We start from the raw sequence: 16,378 nt of genomic DNA on the forward strand, positions 1-16,378 counted from the left end.
GCTGCGGGCGGGGCGGGTGTGACGGGGCGGTGACCGAAGGATGAAAGCCGGTACGGCTGTCTCCGGCCGGGCTCAGCCGGTGGCCTGCACGGTCTCTGCGGTGACCAGGCACTCCGCGAGGGCCAGGTCGACGGCGGTGAGGTCGGGCGTGTGGACGGCCACGGACGCCCACAACGACCGCAGCCCCCGCTCCAGTTTGACGGCCCGAGGGTTTCCCGCTGCGGCGAGTCGGGCGATCAGCGTGCATCCCAGCGAGAACTGGGGCACCCGCATCCACGCTTCACCGGGGTCGCGCAGCGAACCCGGCCCCCGGTCGCGGAACGCCGTGACCAGGAGGGGGTGTCCGTCGCCGAGGAAGTTCTCGACGGCCGTCAGCCATTCCCCGCACTCCTCACGCACGGCGTGGTACTGAAGGGTGCGCCGGTCACGGAACGCCTGCCAGGCGGCTGCGGTCCGGGTGTCGATGTCCAGAAGTCCGCGCGGTACGACACCCGCCGTGCGCCACACGGCCTGCTGCTGGATCTCGGAAAGCTCGTTCAGGGCTCGTGCGTGGGCGTCGAACCGACCCACCGCGCGGCTGGGGTCGCCCTGCCCGGACAGGATTGCCGTACCGGCGCTTCCCAGGAACTCTCCCACCTCGTCCAGGAGTTCCTTCTCCTCCGGATACAGCTCGTCGATCCCGTAGGCCGGGTCGCCGGACAGGTAGGGCAGCAGCGGTGCCGTGAGCAGCAGCGCGCACAGGGGCGCTCGCCGCCAGACGGGGCGGACCGCGGCCGGATCCGTCACCTCCCGGATGCGCAGGGCGGCCAGGCCACTGCCCACCAGCGCGGCGGCCAGCTCGCCGGAGCGCAGGGAGCTGTCGGCCGCTCCCAGGAGGGCATCGGGCCCGGCCTCCCCCAGCGCCAGCAGGCACTCTGCCGGTGCGGTCTCCCTCGCCCCACATGCCTGCAGGTCCCGGCCGCGAGCGGCCACGATCCACTGGTACGGAACGGCGTCGGTGCCTCGCGGCAGTGTTCCCCGCCCGCCCAGGTACTCCGTGGTCCGGGCCGCGGCCGTGCCGTCGACGACCGAGGACGTCCAGGGGGAACGGCGCAGCACCAGGGTGTCGCGGTCACGCAGGTGGGGCCAGGCCGGTGCGGCGTCGGCCATGTGGGCCCCAGCATGCAGGCCGACGACGAGCGGGCCGGCCGACCGCCAGGCGGCGGACAGCGGGATACGACCGCTGCCGTCGACCGGCACGCTCAGCGGCTGCTGCCACGGGGCAAGGACCTGGTAGAGCCGAGCGGTCAGCTCGCCGGTGTGGCGCAGCCCGCGCAGCAGCAGTCCGGTGCCGTCCGGTACGACGTCCTCCGCGATGGGCTGGGTGCGGACGGTGCCGACGTGGACGTCCTGCCCCGCGACCAGCAGCCGCAGTTCGGCCTTTGTGCAGTCGCGGACGGTGTCCGTCAGGGCGGCCAGGGAGTAGCGCAGGTCGCCCTTGCGGGTCCGGGTGCGCCGTTCCGGCCGCAGGCTGACCAGGGTCGTTCCCTCGACCACAAGCACCAGTTCGGGGGTCACGGCCACCGCCTGCTCGGGCAGGCGCACGGTCAGGGCGCTGTCCCGCACCAGGTCGGCCGCGTCGATGTCGAGCGGCCGGATCGACCAGGGAAGAGGACTGCCGTCGAGTTCCAGGCGGACCTCGGAGTACGGGACGAGCGCCTGGACTCGGAACCCGCTTGTACCGTCGCGCAGGACGAGGTCCCTGGTGGTCTCGTACGGGGCGAACTCGACCGCGCTCCTGGAGACGGCGACCGGTCCACCGCTACGGAGGTCCAGTCGCGTCGGCACCAGTCCGCCCTGTGGGGCCAACAGGCGCCACTCGGCCGAGGGCGTGGCCTCGACGCCTTCAGCCAGGAAAGCGGTGAGACGGCGTCGGCCCCGCTGCCGCCCAGGGCGGTGAACGAGGATCTCGTACGGGCCGAGCAGTGGGCCGGGAACGTGCTCCCAGGGGTCGAGGAGGGCGCCGGGCGCACCGGTGCGGCAGGCCAGGATCGCCTCGTGGCCGAGGCGGCGCACCTCCACCTGCCAGTGCTGTGCCCCCGGCTCCCCCGGCCGGCGCCGGAGCCGCAGCACGGGCGGCCGGTTCCACACCGGCGCTCCGTCCTCACCGGCGAGCCAGGGCAGCATCGCGCCCCCTTCCCAGCCGAACGACCGCCCGACGGCCACCTCCAGCCACCTGCCCGGCGCGGCTTCGGAGGTACGGAGCCGGGTCACGTCGGCCAGGGACACCTGGCTCAGGGTCCACCCGCTCCAGCCGTACGGGGTGGGCAGTTCGACGACCGCGGCCTGCGTGCCCTCCGTCTCCAGGGTGCCCACGTGCAGCAGGTGGACCTCGGTGGCGGGCAGCGGCTCGTCGAGGGGGATGCGATGACCGTCGGCGGCGAAGGCCAGCAGGACGGTGTCCGGGTCGACGACGGCCGACGCGTGGACGGTGCCGGCCGGGTCGGTGGCCTCGACGCGGCGCACGGGGCCGGGCAGAACCCAGTGTGGCGGTGACACGGCGAACGACTCACCGTCGGCAGCCAGCTGCCAGGTGGCCGTATCCGGGCTGCCGGGCAGGGTCAGCAGGACGCTGCCCGCGCCGGGGCCGAGGCGGAGTTCCGGAGGGACCGTGGCTCCCCGGGCGGCGAGGGCGGGCGGAGGAATGTCCGCAAGGTGCGCGGTGGCTGGCGGGCGCCACGTCCAGCCCAGTGAACGAGCCGCCTCCTGGGCTGCCGTGATCCAGACCTCGGTGGTCGTCGCTGCTTTCGGGTCGGCGCGACGGCGGCCCAGTTCGGGACGGGCCTCGATGACACGCTCCCGCGCTTCGGACAACAGTTGCGCAAGATCGGGGACTTCCCTCCACGCGCCGAGTGCCACGGCGTGGACCGTACAGGCCGGCCAGCGCGCGAACACGGTTGTCCTTCGCCGACCGGACCGCTGGGCGAACAGCGTGTAAGCCACGAGCGCCTCCAGGACAAGCGTGGTCCGCCACACGACGGATTCGGCGGGGCCGACGGCCGACGGCTCCCCAGCCTCGCGCCACGCCCGTTCGCAGTCGTCCAGCAGCTGCGCGGGATCCACCAGCATGTTTCCCTCCCCGACCGGGCCGTACTTCCTCGCAGTCTGGACCAGCTGATGTTTATCTTTTTACCATTCCTTCACGTCAAAGCCGCACAGACTCCGCGTGCGGCTCCGGCTGTCACGTTGTCAGTGGCGAGTGGTCCAATACGAGAGTGTTCGTTGCACTGCTGTTCAGCCCATGGGGGTACGTCGATGACGCCAGACGTCAAGGCCGGAGCGTCCGCCGCGCTGTACACCGAACTTCTGACGGCGGCGGGGCCTGAGAGGACCCTGACGCTGGTTGCCCTGCGTCGACTGCTGGTCGGTGCGGACAGGGACGCGCTCGTCGAGGTGCTGGGCCGGGCCGCTCGGGAGGGGGTCGCGCTCCCCGCCTCCGTGGAAGCCTTGTTCGGTATCCCGGCCGGTGGTCCGGTGGCACCGTCCCGGCCGGACCATCCGACTCCCGCACCGCGTCCGAGCGAGGCACCCACCGTCGTGGGGCCACTCACCGCCGTACCGGTCCAGAAAACGCCCGGTCCGCGCTTCAGCATCGCGCTGACCCCGGACAGTCGACTGGACCTGGCAGCCCTGACGATACGAGCACTACGCCCGGAGACCGCATCCGCCGCGCCTCCGACGCCCAAGCCCGCAACAGCCCGGTTCCGCTTTCCGACTGCCCCCGTCAAGGCTTCGCCACCGTCGGCCGACATTCTGGCGTGTCCATCCGCGCTCTGCTCCGACCCCCCTCATACGCACCGAAAAGTCAACTTCATGGGGCAGATCAGGGTGGACGGGCAGACGATCGGTACCCTCGCGGAGTTCTCCGGGAAGATCGTCACCGTCCTGCTGGAAGACAGGTGGTTCCGGGTCCTGCACGAAGGCCGTGAGATCGCGGCCACGCCTCGGCGTCACCGGATCGAGGCCGACAAGTACCACGGCAACCCGCGCTGAGCCGCCTCGAATTCCGCGTCGCACCCTCACCTCGGCAGGAATTCACTGGGCCGCCCGCTGGACGACACGTACAGCGCCTCCCGGGCCCGGGTGCAGGCCACGAAGAGCAGGCAGCGTTCGGCCGCCAGGTCGGTGGCGTTCTGGAGGCCGTCCACGTCAGCGGGGGTGACGGCCGGAGGGAACGGGAAGGCACTCGCGGTGGCCCCGGCGACGGCGACGCACTGGTATTCCAGTCCCTTCATGCTGTGCAGGGTCGACACCCGCACCCCGACCGCGCTGTCGGGTTCGCCGTCGCGCACCTGCCGGACGACGGCGTCGGCCTCCTCGTTCTCCGTCCCGTGCCCCTCGCACACCGGGTGGGCGCTATGCAGCAGGGAGCGGTAGCCGGTGAGGGTGTCGTGGCCGTCACCGGTCAGGTCGGCAACGGGTTCGCTGTCGAGGAGGGAGCGGGACCAGCGCAGGATCTCCTCGGTGGAGCGGTAGTTGACGCGCAGTCGTCCACTGCGGCCCTTCAGCAGTCGCCCCACCGTCGGCGCGGAGACCGGATAGCCCTGCCTGCCCAGTTCCTCGGCCAAGTGCCGCAGCGACTTCGTCGTCCAACGCAGCGGGGATTCCGGATCGCCGCGTTCATCAGGCTCGACCAGAGTCATCAGCGCATCAATCAGGCCCGGAGCGACCGTTTCGGCCTGCTTGCGGCCTCCGCCCGCGACGCGAGTCCGCCCGCCGGGCAGCGGTCCGGCGCCGGACTCCAGTTCCCCGACACCCCGGCGCACGGTGGTCTCGCTCATCCCGGCCGCCCTGGCGGCGGCTCGCACCCCGCCGTGACCAAGCAGCCTCGCCTCGGCCGCCACCGCCAGACGCCGTTGCCGCTCGTCCAGATGAGGCAACAACACCGAGAAAAAGCAGGGGAGTCGGGACAGCGTTGCCTCGGTGATCGCCATACCAGATCAACGAGCCATCGCCGCTGAAGCAACAGGTTGATTCCTTACGACTTCAGTGGGTGCGGCAGCGCTGGTTTCGGCGTCTCAGAGATCAACCGGTGGCCGTTCTCACATCCAGACACTCACTCCGACGCCGGGCCAGACGCCCGGGTCAGGCGGGAACCCGTACGCCACTTCCCAGGGCTCACCCCCGGGTTGCTGCACCACCACGGCCGGATGGCGTCGCTTCTGCTGGCAGATGTCTACCGACGGAACAGCACCGGTCCCGTGCCGATTCAGCGCCGGTAGTCAGTGGATCCAGCCGCCGTTACCGCATCCCGGCTTCGCCGTGAGTCCCCACTGCGGGGTATCGTGCGGCTGCCCTGCACATCCGCCGTGTAGGGCAGCCGCCCACCGTGGACGGCTACGGGTTGGAACCTGATGGCCTACACCACATCCGTTCCAAGGGCAGTAGCAGGGTCGGACTCAATGACCGTCTATCAGGCGTTCTCGTCATGGATCCGCGCACCCAGATCCTCCGCCCACTCCAGTGCCCACGCCTTGAGTTCGTCGATCTGGCGGGAGGTGAGCCCGTACGCGGTGTAGTCCTCATCCTCGTACCACTCCGCGCCGATGAGCCTGTCCCGGAGGTCTTCAAGGCTGAACTCGTCGTGGGCGCGACGGCGGCCCAGAGTTTCGAGGTCGGCGGTGGAGCGGTGGCGGGAGGCAGCCTGGACGTCGATGAGGTCGCGGACGGTGCCGCGGTCGGCGAGGGCACGGACCTTGGTGCCGATCACGTCATCGAGGGAAAGAACAGGGCCGTAGGGGGTCTGAGCGGGAGGGGCCCAGAACGCCTCCTTGAGGACGTCGACCTCGCACTCCTCGCCGGTGTCCGGATCGGTGACGAGGAAACGGCCGCTGAGCGGATCGGTCTGGACGTGCGTGGTCCGCCATCCGCGCGCGCTGAGGCCTGCTGTGAGGGAGGCGACGATCTCCTGCATCGGAGCGGGGTTCTCGGTGGCGACGTCGAGGTCGCGGCTGAAGCGTTCGACCAGACCGTGGGCCTGCACGGCGTATCCGCCGGTGAGGACCAGAGGGTAGGGGGAGCCGATGTCGAGGATGTCGGCGAGGAGACGCTCGTGGAGCGGAGTGAGCTTCACGCGGCGGTCGTGTCGGCCGGAGCGGTGCGGAGCAGCTCGGGGAAGGCGTCCTCCCAGACCTCGCGGATGTAGGGGCTGATCAAGCGCCGCAGCACGGGCCACTGGTCGATGAGCAGCCGGTGGTGCAGGAGTGCCACCAGGTCCTCACGGAGTCCTTCGGCGAGGACGGTCCGGTAGAGCGTCATGCGGGACTTCGGACGGTCCAGGCTGTAGCTGGTCCGCCCGGACCAGACGATGTGGAGCGGCAGGTCCACGTCGCCCTCGACGGGGCCGGCCAGCTCCTGCAAGCGCTCGGGCAGTCGGCTGCGGTAGCGGTCCCGCAGTACTTCGGCGCGGGGGGCGGTGATCGTCGAGTCCATGCATCCAGTATCGCTGCTGGGAGGCGGCGGCATGGCGGATACGGGTCCCCTGCCGTACATACGGGTCGGGCGGCCACCCGCCCTTCTCGGAAATCTCACCCAGTGGGCGCTTAGCGCAACCTCGCCTACTAGGACTCCGTTAGGTCTTCGGGTTCGGCCTGTTCTCAGGCATGTTGGATGGATGGACGCACATGAAGTGAACCGTGTCCGGGCGAAGTTGGCGTTGTACGTGGCTGATGTGTTCGCCTCGGTGCCGCGCAAGGACCAGCGGGCCAAGGGCGACTGCTACCTGCGGGGACTGATGCTGGACGGCCGCCGCAAGTCGATCCAGGCGATGGCCTCGAGGATGGCGGACGGCAACGAACAGAACCTGCAGCAGTTCGTGAACCAGTCCACCTGGGATCCGGTGCCGGTGCAGCGGCGAATCTGCGAGCGCATGCTGGCGCTGATCAGTTCGACGGCCTGGGTGATCGACGACGTGTCGGTGCCCAAGGACGGCCGGATGTCGGCCGGGGTGGCCCCGCAGTACTGCGGGGCCCTGGGCAAACGCGCCAACTGTCAGGTCGCGGTCAGCGTCCACGCCGCCAGCGACACCGCCTCCTGCCCGCTGCAGTGGCGACTGTTCCTGCCCAAGGAGTGGGCCGCGGACACCGACCGCCGAGCCCTTGCCCGGGTTCCGTCCGAGGTCGGGCACCGCGAGAAGTGGCGGCTGGCTCTGGACATGCTCGACACACTGGCGGACTGGGGCATGCGCCCGCCGGCCGTGGTGGCCGATGCCGCCTACGGCGCCAATGCCAACCTGCGGGCCGGCCTCGCAGAGCGGGGGATCGACTATGTGCTGGCCGTCCGCGCGGACGTGAGCGCCCATCCGTTCGACGTGAAGCCCGCGGCCCCGGAGCGCAAGGGCCCGGTCGGCTGCCGGCCCCAGCCCCGCTACCGCCACCGGGCCCCCTCGGTGGCGGCCCTGGCCGCCGAACTCGGACAGGAAGCGTTCACCTCCCTCACCTGGCGGCAGGGCTCGCGAGGAGAGTTACGGTCCCGCTTCGCCGCCGTGCGCGTCCGCCCGGCCGGCAAGGCCGTCGAGCGTCCCATCCGGGCCGCCGCCTCGGCCGCACAGGGCTCGTGGGACGGGGTGCTGCCCGAATGCTGGCTGCTGATCGAGTGGCCCGAGGACGCCGAGGCGCCCACCGACTACTGGCTGTCCAACCTGCCCGCCGACACCCCGATCACGGACCTGGTCCGCCTGGCCAAGGTCCGCTGGCGCATCGAGCACGACTACCGCGAACTCAAACACGGCCTGGGCCTGGACCACTTCGAAGGCCGCTCCTGGCCCGGCTGGCACCACCACGTCACCCTCGTGACCGCCGCCCACGCATTTCTCACCGAACAGCGGCTGGCCCCAAAAGCACCCACACCGGACTCACCCTCTACCAGACCCTCGACGCCCTCCAGGGCATCCTGAGGTGCTGGACCGGCATCTGCACCACCTGCCACCAGCCCCTGCCCAGCAGGCCACACACGACATCAAGACCGAGACAGACCTAACGGAGTCCTACTAGCGCAGCTCGCGGAGGGCGCCCCAAGACCAAGATCCGGACCATACACGGGCCAGTGGCTCTGAGTCTGGACTTTCAACCACCTGTTCGTGCCGGTCAGAGTCGTGTGGGCAGGTGTACCACCAGCAGACGAAGAACCTGCCCGCGGCCTGCGGCCATTCGATCGACGCCAACCAGCCCGTACTCCGGTGCGAAGATGGCCTGCCCCCGCCCACGGGTAAATTACACGGATCGGGCAGGCACAGGAGCCGCAGGGCACGGAGGAGCCGGTACTCCCCCCTGCCCGCCATGCCGACTCGCGCCGTACCGCCCATGACCTTGCTCGGTCACGAGTGGTAGAGCACCCGCACGACCATTGTGTCGGCGGGCAGGCCGTCCAGGTAGGCGTTGAACATCCGTTTGTAGTCGGGTCCGCCGCCTTCCACCCACCGCCCGTCGAGGGTGAGCAAGGCGGGGGTGGGTAGCACGGCAGCTACATGGCAGGCCACGTACGTCTCTAGGTCCTCGTCGAAGTGGAGGGCGGGGTCCGAGGTGAACCGCTCCTCCAGGGCGGGGTCAGCCTCGATCGCCCTGATCAGAGGCTGTTCGCGGAAGGCGGCCACGGCCGCCTCCCTGGCCTGTTCGGGCGCCTGGGAAGTGGCGGCCCGCTCGGCGAAGTGGTGGAAGGGCAGCGCGGGCGGGTAACGGTCGGCAAAGGCGTGGTACGCCGTCCAGGTGTCACCGGCGCGACGGGTCTCGGCAGCGCGGGGCGTGTCGAGGTCGAGTATGCCGCGCGGGCCGCCGTGGCAGCGGGAGGGTGGCAGGTCCTCGGGGGGGTCGGTCCAGTCGTCGTACCGCACGAGCCGGGGGTCGTCCTCATGGCCGGGCAGCACGTCGAAGAGACAGCCCGCCCCGGAGACGAACCAGTAGCTCCACTCCCCCACCCAGTCCGGATGGGGACGGTCCTCACGGTCGTACCAGAAGGGGGCCATGGCCTGCCCGATCGCCTCTTTCAGCCCGTCAGGGCCGACAGGCGGCAGACAGACGGTGATGCGCTGTTTGCCCATGGTGTTCCCTCCTGTGGTGCAGTCCGTGCTCGGTGCAGGTGATGCGTTGCTCGGCCCACCTTGACAGGCCACGCCGGTCAGGCGGTCGGCGGGGGGCCGCAGGAGACGACGACGTCGTCGCAGCCGCGTTCCAGTGTCTTCAAGCCCTCCCAGATGAACGTCAGGTCGCCGAGGATGCCGGCACCGTTCATCAGCTTGCCGCCGAGACCGCCGCCTCGCTTGCCCCCGCCGCTCTCGCCCCCGCCTCCCGACTTAGGGGTCCCCGAGATGTTCCCGCCGCGCAGACCGCCCGACATATGGGTGTCGAACATCGTAGACCCCGGCTTGCCGTCACCAGCGAAGATCACTCGGACATTGGCGTTGCCGACGAACTTGTCCGCGACGGCCCTGGCCTGTTCCATGCTGTGGGCGACGAAGACGACTTTCTGGCTCTGTTTCTTGCCTTCGATGTCGAGCTTGTTGTTGATGGTTTTCTGGATGGAGTCGACGGACTCCGCGCTGACGGCGCGCGTGGACTCGTTAGAGTCCCAAGTCTCCACGTCCACGATCTTGCCGTTCTTCCAGGTGACCTTGATGAAGTCGGCAGTGGTGCCGGCCACCCGGTGGTTACCGTTCGCGTCGTGGACCAAGCCCTTCTTGGGGAGCACTCCGTTGTCGTCCTGCCAGAGGTACTCACTGCCGTTACCGGTCTTCGGGTCATACAGGTTGAGCGACGAGCGCAGGTCATCGTTCATGAACTCGATCGCGACGCGCTCCGATTTGATCTTCCCGGGTGAGCCGACCGTATGCGGGACGCCTCGGTCGTCGTAGATGACGCGATAGCTCTTGCCTCCCTTGGAGACCGTCGTCTCCGTGAGCGCGTTGGCTGGCTTCACGTCGTCGTTCTTGAGCCTGATGATGCGTCCGCCGCGGCAGACGGCAGTGCCTTCCCAGCACTCGGCGGGCTGGAGCCCGTCGGGGTCGCTCTTGGTGATCGGGTTGTTGTTGGCATAGGCGTAGCCGTTGATCTGGAGCGGGTCCGCGAAGTCGACCACGGGGTCGGCGGAAAGGAAGCGTCCGCTCGACTGGTCGTACTCGCGGGCGCCGATGTGGGTGAGTCCGGAGTAGGTGTCGTCGATGCCGGTGCTGAGGTAGCTGCGTGCGTTGGGCCAGGTCTCGGGCCGGGTGCCGCGCACCTCGCCGTACGGCTTGAAGGCGCGGCGGGTGACGGGCTGGCCGGTGCTCTGCTCCACAGAGGTGGTGGCCGTGCCGACGGTGTCGTTGAGCAGCACGCTCAGGACGTGGTCGGAGCCACCGTTCTTGCTGACCCGGACGACGGAGGGGGCGCCGGGATGCTGGTAGATCCGGCTGGCCTTGATCGGATTGCCCTTGGGGTCCGTGGTGACCTCGGTCTCGCCCAGGAACAGGGTGGTACCGGCCGCGGACTTCTGGAGGATGCGGTTGCCGCCCGCGTCGTAGACGTATGTGGTGCGGTCGGCGAGCGCCCACTGCTGAGCGGCGCCGGTGGCGCAGGTGGCGACCTGGAGGTCGGTGCCGTCGGTGTCTGTTCCGCCGGGCACGGCCAGGCACTTGCCGGTCGCCGCGTGCACGAAAGCCTTGTCGGTGGTGCGCAGCGTGAACTTCTGGGTGGTGCTGCCGTTGCAGGCGGCGAGCTGGACGAGGGTGCCGTTGACGGTGGCGCACTTGCCGCGGATACGCAGGGTGTCACCGGTGGTCTGCCACGCCTGCGCGGACGTGCTGTTGCAGCCGTGGAGCTGGAGCGGGGTGCCGTCCGTGAGGGCGTTGCTCTGGAGGTCGATGCACTTGCCGTTCAGGCCGGTGATCGGTCCGGCGCCATCGCCCGTACCGGTGACCGAGGCGAGCTTGTTCTCGGCGTTCCAGTCCAGGATCTGGTCGCCGCCGGTGAGGTGACGCTCGGTGGTGTTGCCGGTGGCGTCGTTGACGTACCCGGGGTCGGTGCCGGTGGGCAGGTCGACCTTGCTGAGCAGGTGCGGCTGGGTGAGGGTGGGGGCGCTCGTACCGTTGCCCGCCACGGTCTTGCCGTAGCCGTAGCCGGTACGGACGTCCAGGGCAGAATTCGCCGGGTCGTGGTCGGTGAGAGATGTCCGGTTGCCGACGGCGTCGAAGGTGAAGGACTGGTAGTAGGAACCGGCGGCGCCAGCGACCGACCCGGTGGCGGGGGCCGCGGCGTCGAGGGACTCCTGCATCTCGGCGTCGGGCGCGGCGGCGGGTGCCTCGGCGATGGGTCCGGAGCTGCTCTGGCCATCGCTGCGGTAACCCCAGGCGGTGCCGGAGGCGGACTTGCAGCCGGTGGCGGCGGTCACGGCGAGACCGGAGGTCCAGGCGTGGACCAGCTCACCGAGGTAGTCGTAGGTGAAGCACTGGTTGTCCCAGGTGGACGTAGTGCCGTCAGTCTGCCTACGGGCCGCCGATGTGAGGTTGCCAGCGCGGTCCCAGGAGTAGTAGGAGTCGGAGATACGGTGCGAAGAAGCGGTCTCACGATCCCAGACGGTCCGCTGGAGGCGGCCCGTCTCCTGGTCGATGAAGTTGGTGGTCCACACCCGGTAGGGCTGCGGCCCGCTCACGGTCCGCAGGGGCTCGCCGTATGCGGAGTAGGTGACGTCGGAGGTGTACCAGCTCAAACCGGAGGTGGACTCGGCCAGACCGTCCTCGTTGTAGCGGGTGATGACCTTCTCAGCGGCCAGACCACCGATCGCGGGCACGCTGACCGAGAGCTGCTTGCCGCTTTGGGTGTACGCGTAGCGGTAGGTGTAGGTGCCGGCGAGCTTGGGCCCGGCCTGGGACGGGACGACGATCTCGCGGGTGGTCGGACGGTATTTGTCGTCGTAGGCAGTGATCCGGTCGATCCAGTCGGCGCCGGCCTCGTGCCGGGTGGAGCTCGCCGCCTTGCCGAGCGCCCCCGGCAGGTCGTACGTGAAGGACTTGACCGGATCGGCGGTCGCGGAGCCCTGACGGACGTTCAGGACACGCCCGATCGCGTCGTACTCGGTGTACGTGGTGCGCTGGAGCGAGTCGGTGGCGCTGGCCTGCCGACCGAGCGCGTCGTAGGTGAAGGAGGCATTGCCGATGTCGGGGTCGGTGGCGGAGGTCAGCAGACCTCGGGTGTTGTAGGTATACGTCCAGAAGTTGCCCGCGTGGTCCTCGATCCGGGTGCGGTTGCCCCGGGCGTCGAAGGAGTAGCGGGTGGTGCGCCACTCGTCCTGGGCGCGGTTGGTGGAGTGGTCGACGCGGGTGATCCGGCCGTGCGCGTCGGAGTAGGCGCGTACGGCGGGTGAGGCGCCGCCCGCCGGGCGGGAGATGGTCCAGTTGTCGCCGTACTCGACGGTGTCGGACCAGACGGCGCTGCCGCCGTGCACGGTGGTCTTGCGCACCGTGCGGCCGAGGCCGTCGTACGTGTTGCGCACCAGGTTGGGCACCAGGGTGTCACTGACCCGCTTGAACTGGCCGGTCTCCGGCTCGCCCTTGGCGAGATAGGAGCCCGTCTGCTCGGAGACGAGCCCGTGGTCGTCGTAACGGGTGTCCTGGACGATCCGGCCGGGACCGTGGGCCTCGTCCTGCGTCTGCACGGGGCGCATCAGGCCGTCGTAGACGGTCACCTGGCGGCTGTAGCCGCCGTCGTCCTTGAGGGAACGGACGGTGACGGCCGTGGGTTGTGTGACGGTCGGGGTCGCAGTCGCCATCTGGTAGTCGATGAGGACATCGGGCGTCGCGGCGTCGGCAGACCAGCCCTTCACCAGGCGGCCGAACGCATCGTATTCCATGCGCGAGACGTGCCCGTTGACATCGGTCACCGACAGGGCCAGGCCGCGGCCGGGATCGAGGGTGGTGGTGGAGGCGTGCCCCTTCGGGTTGATCTTCTTGATGGCGGTGACCGGGCCGCTGGCGTCGCCAGGCGTGTACTGGGTCTCCGCGACGCCCTTGAGCGGGTCGATGATCTTCCGTACCCGGCCCAGCGGGTCGAAGGTGGTGGTGGAGACGATCGAGTAGGCGGAGCCGTCGTCATTGAGCGTCGCCGTGGTGGTGGCCAGGCCCTTGGTCGGCGCCGCACCCCATGCTCCACCGTCGTAGCTGGTACGGACGGCGCTCATCACCTGAGTGGCCGGGTCGGCGGTGGCGTGATCGGCGCAGGAAGTGGAGGTGGTGCGGATCTCCTTGGGCAGGCCGACGATGTTGGCCGCCTCGTTGACCACGTAGAGCGTCTTGGCACAGCTCTGGCCGCTGAGGGTTTCACCGCCGCTGCCGTCGGGCTTGACCATGGCCGACTCGACCTGTTGTGGCAGGCCGTAGGTGTCGTCGACGACGGTGGTGGTGCGCACGCCCTGCCAGCTGCTGCCGAGGGTCTGCAGGGTGTCGCTGCGTCCGAAGCCGCTGCGGTACGCGGTGAGCGGAGCGAGCCCGCCGTCGCGCGCGCGGGAGGCGGTCTGCTTGGCCCAGGGCCGGTTCAGGACCCGGCTGGCGATCTTGCCGCCGGTTCCGGTGTACGCGATGGTCTCGGCGGTCATGCCCGCGTAGGGGGCGATGTCGTCGGCGGCCAGGGTGACGGTGCCGGTGGAGTCCTTGACCGGGCCGCCCGTACCGCGGAAGTAGCGGGTGACCGAGTACGACTGGGTCTGCGGACGGCCGGGGGCCGCCGAAATCTTGTTGCCCTTCGACGTGGCCACCTGCTGGTAACCGCGCCACTCGCTGTAGGTGCGCAGGGCGGGCTTGCTGAATTCGTCGTCGCTCTTGCCCCAAGCGGCGCCCGAGTAGTCATAGCGCGTCGACATCCGGGCGGAGACGCCGGTGATCCGGTCGGTCTCGGTCACAGTGTGGACGACGTACTTGTTGAACCAGGCCAACGCGGGTTTCTCGACCTCGGCGTCGGGCGACCAGCGGACGGGGAAGCAGGTGCTGTGATTGTCCTCGGGCACTACGTCGGGCTGCACACGGCAGCCGCCCTTGTACGTGACCTCGATGTCGGCGCCGTGTTCGGTGGCGACGGCGCCGATGCGCGGCCGGGTGAAGCCGGGGCGCGGGTCGGAGGAACTGCGGGCTACCAGGTTGGGCAGCTGCTGGTCCTTCAGATACGTGCTGAGGGGGTGCGCGGAGCCGGTGCCGACCACGTATGGCTGGAAGCTGACGCCGGATTTGGTGAGCAGGGTGCCGCTGGTGTCACCGGGGCGGAAGCCGTAGTGCTGGATGGAGTTGAGCCACAGGCCGGGCGAGGTGTCGTACCAGTCGCGCGGGAAGGACTGGTTGAGCAGATAGGTGTCGACCTGGGACAGACCCGCGACGCCGGGGCGCTGGGCGTAGGTGGTGATACCTCCGAGCCGCAACCGGTTCCAGAAGGACGGAAAGGCTGGGCACAGCTTGGAGTCGCTCTTGCAGTTGAGGTTGCCGGGGCTGTCCCACCAGGGGCGGTAGGAGGCGGGGTCCTTGGTGTCTTCGAACTTCGCCGAGTCGCAGACGGTGGCGTCCTGGAGGCAGCGCTGCTGGAGCAGGAAGTCGACCTTTGCGGCCGGGGTGGCACCGAGGGCGCCCTCGCGAAGCCCGTACTCGATGGAGTCGGGCAGACCGCCGCGGACATAGGTCTCAGGCGTCTTGAACTTCTTGTTGACGGCGTAGTAGTTCGTCGACTGCTGCCAGTTGACGACCATGACGTTGCCGTTGACGTCGGTGACCTTGTCCAGCCCCCAATGCCATGCCTGCTGCTTGGTGGTGTCGCCCTGGCAGCGTGAGTCGGCGAAGGCGACCGCGTGGCAGGGCTCGCCGGGGTGGTTGCCGAAAACGGGGACCGTGAAGACGGACTGCGTGTCCGCGTGACCGCCGCCGATCTTGTTGAGACCGTAGGTGTACACGGTGCCGTCCCGCTTGGTGACGACCCAGTACTCTCCGTTGTTGTCGCCGTTGGTGGCGCCGGTCTTCAGCTCGACGCGGGTGCCGTCGTCGTGCTGCGGGCGGTAGAGGTCGGTCTCGCCGATGCGGACAAGCTCGGTCGTAGCGCCGCCGAGCGACATCACCGCGTTGTAGGAGACCCAGCACAGGTCGGAGGTCTTGGCCTTCTTCGCCGTGTTGTTAGGGGTGCCTGCGGTGGTGCCCTCGCGGTCGTCCTTGCAGGTGCGGTAGCGGCGCTCGATGTAACCCGGATTGTAGTCCCAGCCCTCGCCGATCCACGACGCCTGCGGCGAGGACGTGGACGTCTTCGCGTCCACGCCCTGCGAGTTGTAGTCGAACGAGATCTCCGGCGCGGGACCCGCGGGCGTGGGCGGAACCTCGATGGGGTAGGACCAGGTGAAGGCACCGGACGAGCCGCCCGCCGACCATTTGCCGTTGGACTCCAGCGGCGTCGCCCTGAAGGAGCCGCCCTCGCCTGCGCCGGAGTCGACCGCGCCGATCACGGCATTGTCACCGCCGGCCGCCGCTTGCCTGGCGCCGGTGCGGTAAGCGGCCTGGACGGCGCCGGTGCCGGATACCGGGGACGCGGTCGCCGAGGCGGGCGTCACCGTCCCGTCGGCGGCGGTGTCGACGGTGGCGGTCAGGATCTTGGCGCTGGTGTCATTGACCGTCTCCAGCTCCTCGTAAGCCCGGCACTCCTCGACGTCGGGGGTCGTGCGGTAGCACTCGGGGAACTGCACGAAGACGAGCCGGGAGGCCCAGTCGGCGCCGTAGAGGTTCTGGTACGCCTTGTAGTCGAGCTGCACCGAGACGGGAACCGAGCCGGTGGCGGGGGCGGTGACCGTGACAAGCACACCGTCGATGCCGTCGGCCTCGGGGGCGGTGCGTGGGGAGACGCCGACCTGCCAGGTCCCGGTGGGCAGAGCGGCGCCGGGTGCCTGGCCGAGCTTCACGGGCAGGGTGCCGACGGGTTCGAGGGCGGCGGTACCGGTGGCGGCCCGCGCGCTGACCTGTTGTGTGCCCGCGGCACCGAAGGTGACCGAGTCGGTACCACCCGTGGGCGGGGTGACGGTGCCGGCCGGAGCCTGCTCCAGGTCGGCGGGCGGGGCGGCCCCGATGCTGTCGAGTCCGGCGTCGTGCGTGCTGCCAGCGACCCGCTGCTCGGCCGGGATCTCCTCCAACGACACGTCCTCGCGCGCGACTTCGGCCGACTCGGGATTTGGCGGCTGGGCCGAGGCCGTCAACGGCATCAGCCCGACGAGCAGGGCCGCCCCGACGACGGGCACCATCGCGGAGCGCAGGGGAGCACGGCGAGCGCGGCGCGCGGACAGGAAAACAGACACGGACGAGGTCCCCCCGGGGCGGCAAAAGGCCGCACCCTGATAGTGCGCAGGTGCGGCCAGCGAACGG

8 protein-coding genes and 1 pseudogene are annotated in these 16,378 nt (G+C 69.7%); 2 read left to right on the forward strand and 7 right to left on the reverse strand.

Annotated elements, in window-relative coordinates; genetic code table 11:
• Positions 1 to 72: 72 nt before the first annotated feature.
• Positions 73 to 3,108 (reverse strand): hypothetical protein, encoded by a 3,036-nt coding sequence (locus ACGFQC_RS14250; protein ID WP_363087771.1) that lies wholly within the window; start codon positions 3,106 to 3,108, stop codon positions 73 to 75.
• A gap of 186 nt (positions 3,109 to 3,294) precedes the next feature.
• On the opposite strand from ACGFQC_RS14250, the gene ACGFQC_RS14255 reads away from it, so the two are divergent.
• Positions 3,295 to 4,032, forward strand: coding sequence for a hypothetical protein (locus tag ACGFQC_RS14255; RefSeq protein WP_363087770.1), 738 nt, complete (start codon positions 3,295 to 3,297; stop codon positions 4,030 to 4,032).
• A gap of 26 nt (positions 4,033 to 4,058) precedes the next feature.
• Here ACGFQC_RS14255 and ACGFQC_RS14260 read toward each other — a convergent pair whose 3' ends face one another.
• The 4 genes and pseudogenes from ACGFQC_RS14260 to ACGFQC_RS14275 form a co-directional block, all read right to left on the reverse strand.
• Complete coding sequence (locus ACGFQC_RS14260) at positions 4,059 to 4,385, reverse strand: 3'-5' exonuclease (protein WP_393288223.1); 327 nt, start codon at positions 4,383 to 4,385, stop codon at positions 4,059 to 4,061.
• A gap of 114 nt (positions 4,386 to 4,499) precedes the next feature.
• Positions 4,500 to 4,973, reverse strand: a pseudogene (locus ACGFQC_RS14265) (ISAzo13 family transposase); the annotation flags it as partial.
• A gap of 479 nt (positions 4,974 to 5,452) precedes the next feature.
• Positions 5,453 to 6,112: a nucleotidyl transferase AbiEii/AbiGii toxin family protein gene (locus tag ACGFQC_RS14270; RefSeq protein WP_363087769.1), complete on the reverse strand. Its 660-nt coding sequence runs from the start codon at positions 6,110 to 6,112 to the stop codon at positions 5,453 to 5,455.
• Positions 6,109 to 6,471: a hypothetical protein gene (locus tag ACGFQC_RS14275; RefSeq protein ID WP_363087768.1), complete on the reverse strand. Its 363-nt coding sequence runs from the start codon at positions 6,469 to 6,471 to the stop codon at positions 6,109 to 6,111. Before ACGFQC_RS14275 ends, ACGFQC_RS14270 begins: the two co-directional genes overlap by 4 nt.
• A gap of 181 nt (positions 6,472 to 6,652) precedes the next feature.
• Here ACGFQC_RS14275 and ACGFQC_RS14280 point away from each other — a divergent pair, with 181 nt between their 5' ends.
• Positions 6,653 to 7,933 (forward strand): IS701 family transposase, encoded by a 1,281-nt coding sequence (locus tag ACGFQC_RS14280; protein WP_363087767.1) that lies wholly within the window; start codon positions 6,653 to 6,655, stop codon positions 7,931 to 7,933.
• 420 nt (positions 7,934 to 8,353) lie between these two features.
• Here ACGFQC_RS14280 and ACGFQC_RS14285 read toward each other — a convergent pair whose 3' ends face one another.
• Both ACGFQC_RS14285 and ACGFQC_RS14290 read right to left on the reverse strand, forming a co-directional pair.
• On the reverse strand, positions 8,354 to 9,073 hold the full coding sequence (locus tag ACGFQC_RS14285; protein WP_363087766.1) for a hypothetical protein: 720 nt from the start codon (positions 9,071 to 9,073) through the stop codon (positions 8,354 to 8,356).
• Between the two features lie 77 nt (positions 9,074 to 9,150).
• The gene (locus ACGFQC_RS14290; protein WP_363087765.1) at positions 9,151 to 16,311 is read right to left on the reverse strand and encodes a ricin-type beta-trefoil lectin domain protein; all 7,161 of its coding nucleotides are present in this window, start codon (positions 16,309 to 16,311) and stop codon (positions 9,151 to 9,153) included.
• Positions 16,312 to 16,378: the final 67 nt, after the last annotated feature.

Source organism: Streptomyces sp. NPDC048734 (assembly GCF_043198675.1).
Lineage (GTDB): Bacteria > Actinomycetota > Actinomycetes > Streptomycetales > Streptomycetaceae > Streptomyces.

Coding starts and splice junctions, on each gene's coding strand:
- ACGFQC_RS14250 (WP_363087771.1), bottom strand. CDS start 3,108: ATGCTGGTGGATCCCGCGCAGCTGCTGGACGACTGCGAACGGGCGTGG.
- ACGFQC_RS14255 (WP_363087770.1), top strand. CDS start 3,295: ATGACGCCAGACGTCAAGGCCGGAGCGTCCGCCGCGCTGTACACCGAA.
- ACGFQC_RS14275 (WP_363087768.1), bottom strand. CDS start 6,471: ATGGACTCGACGATCACCGCCCCCCGCGCCGAAGTACTGCGGGACCGC.
- ACGFQC_RS14280 (WP_363087767.1), top strand. CDS start 6,653: ATGGACGCACATGAAGTGAACCGTGTCCGGGCGAAGTTGGCGTTGTAC.
- ACGFQC_RS14285 (WP_363087766.1), bottom strand. CDS start 9,073: ATGGGCAAACAGCGCATCACCGTCTGTCTGCCGCCTGTCGGCCCTGAC.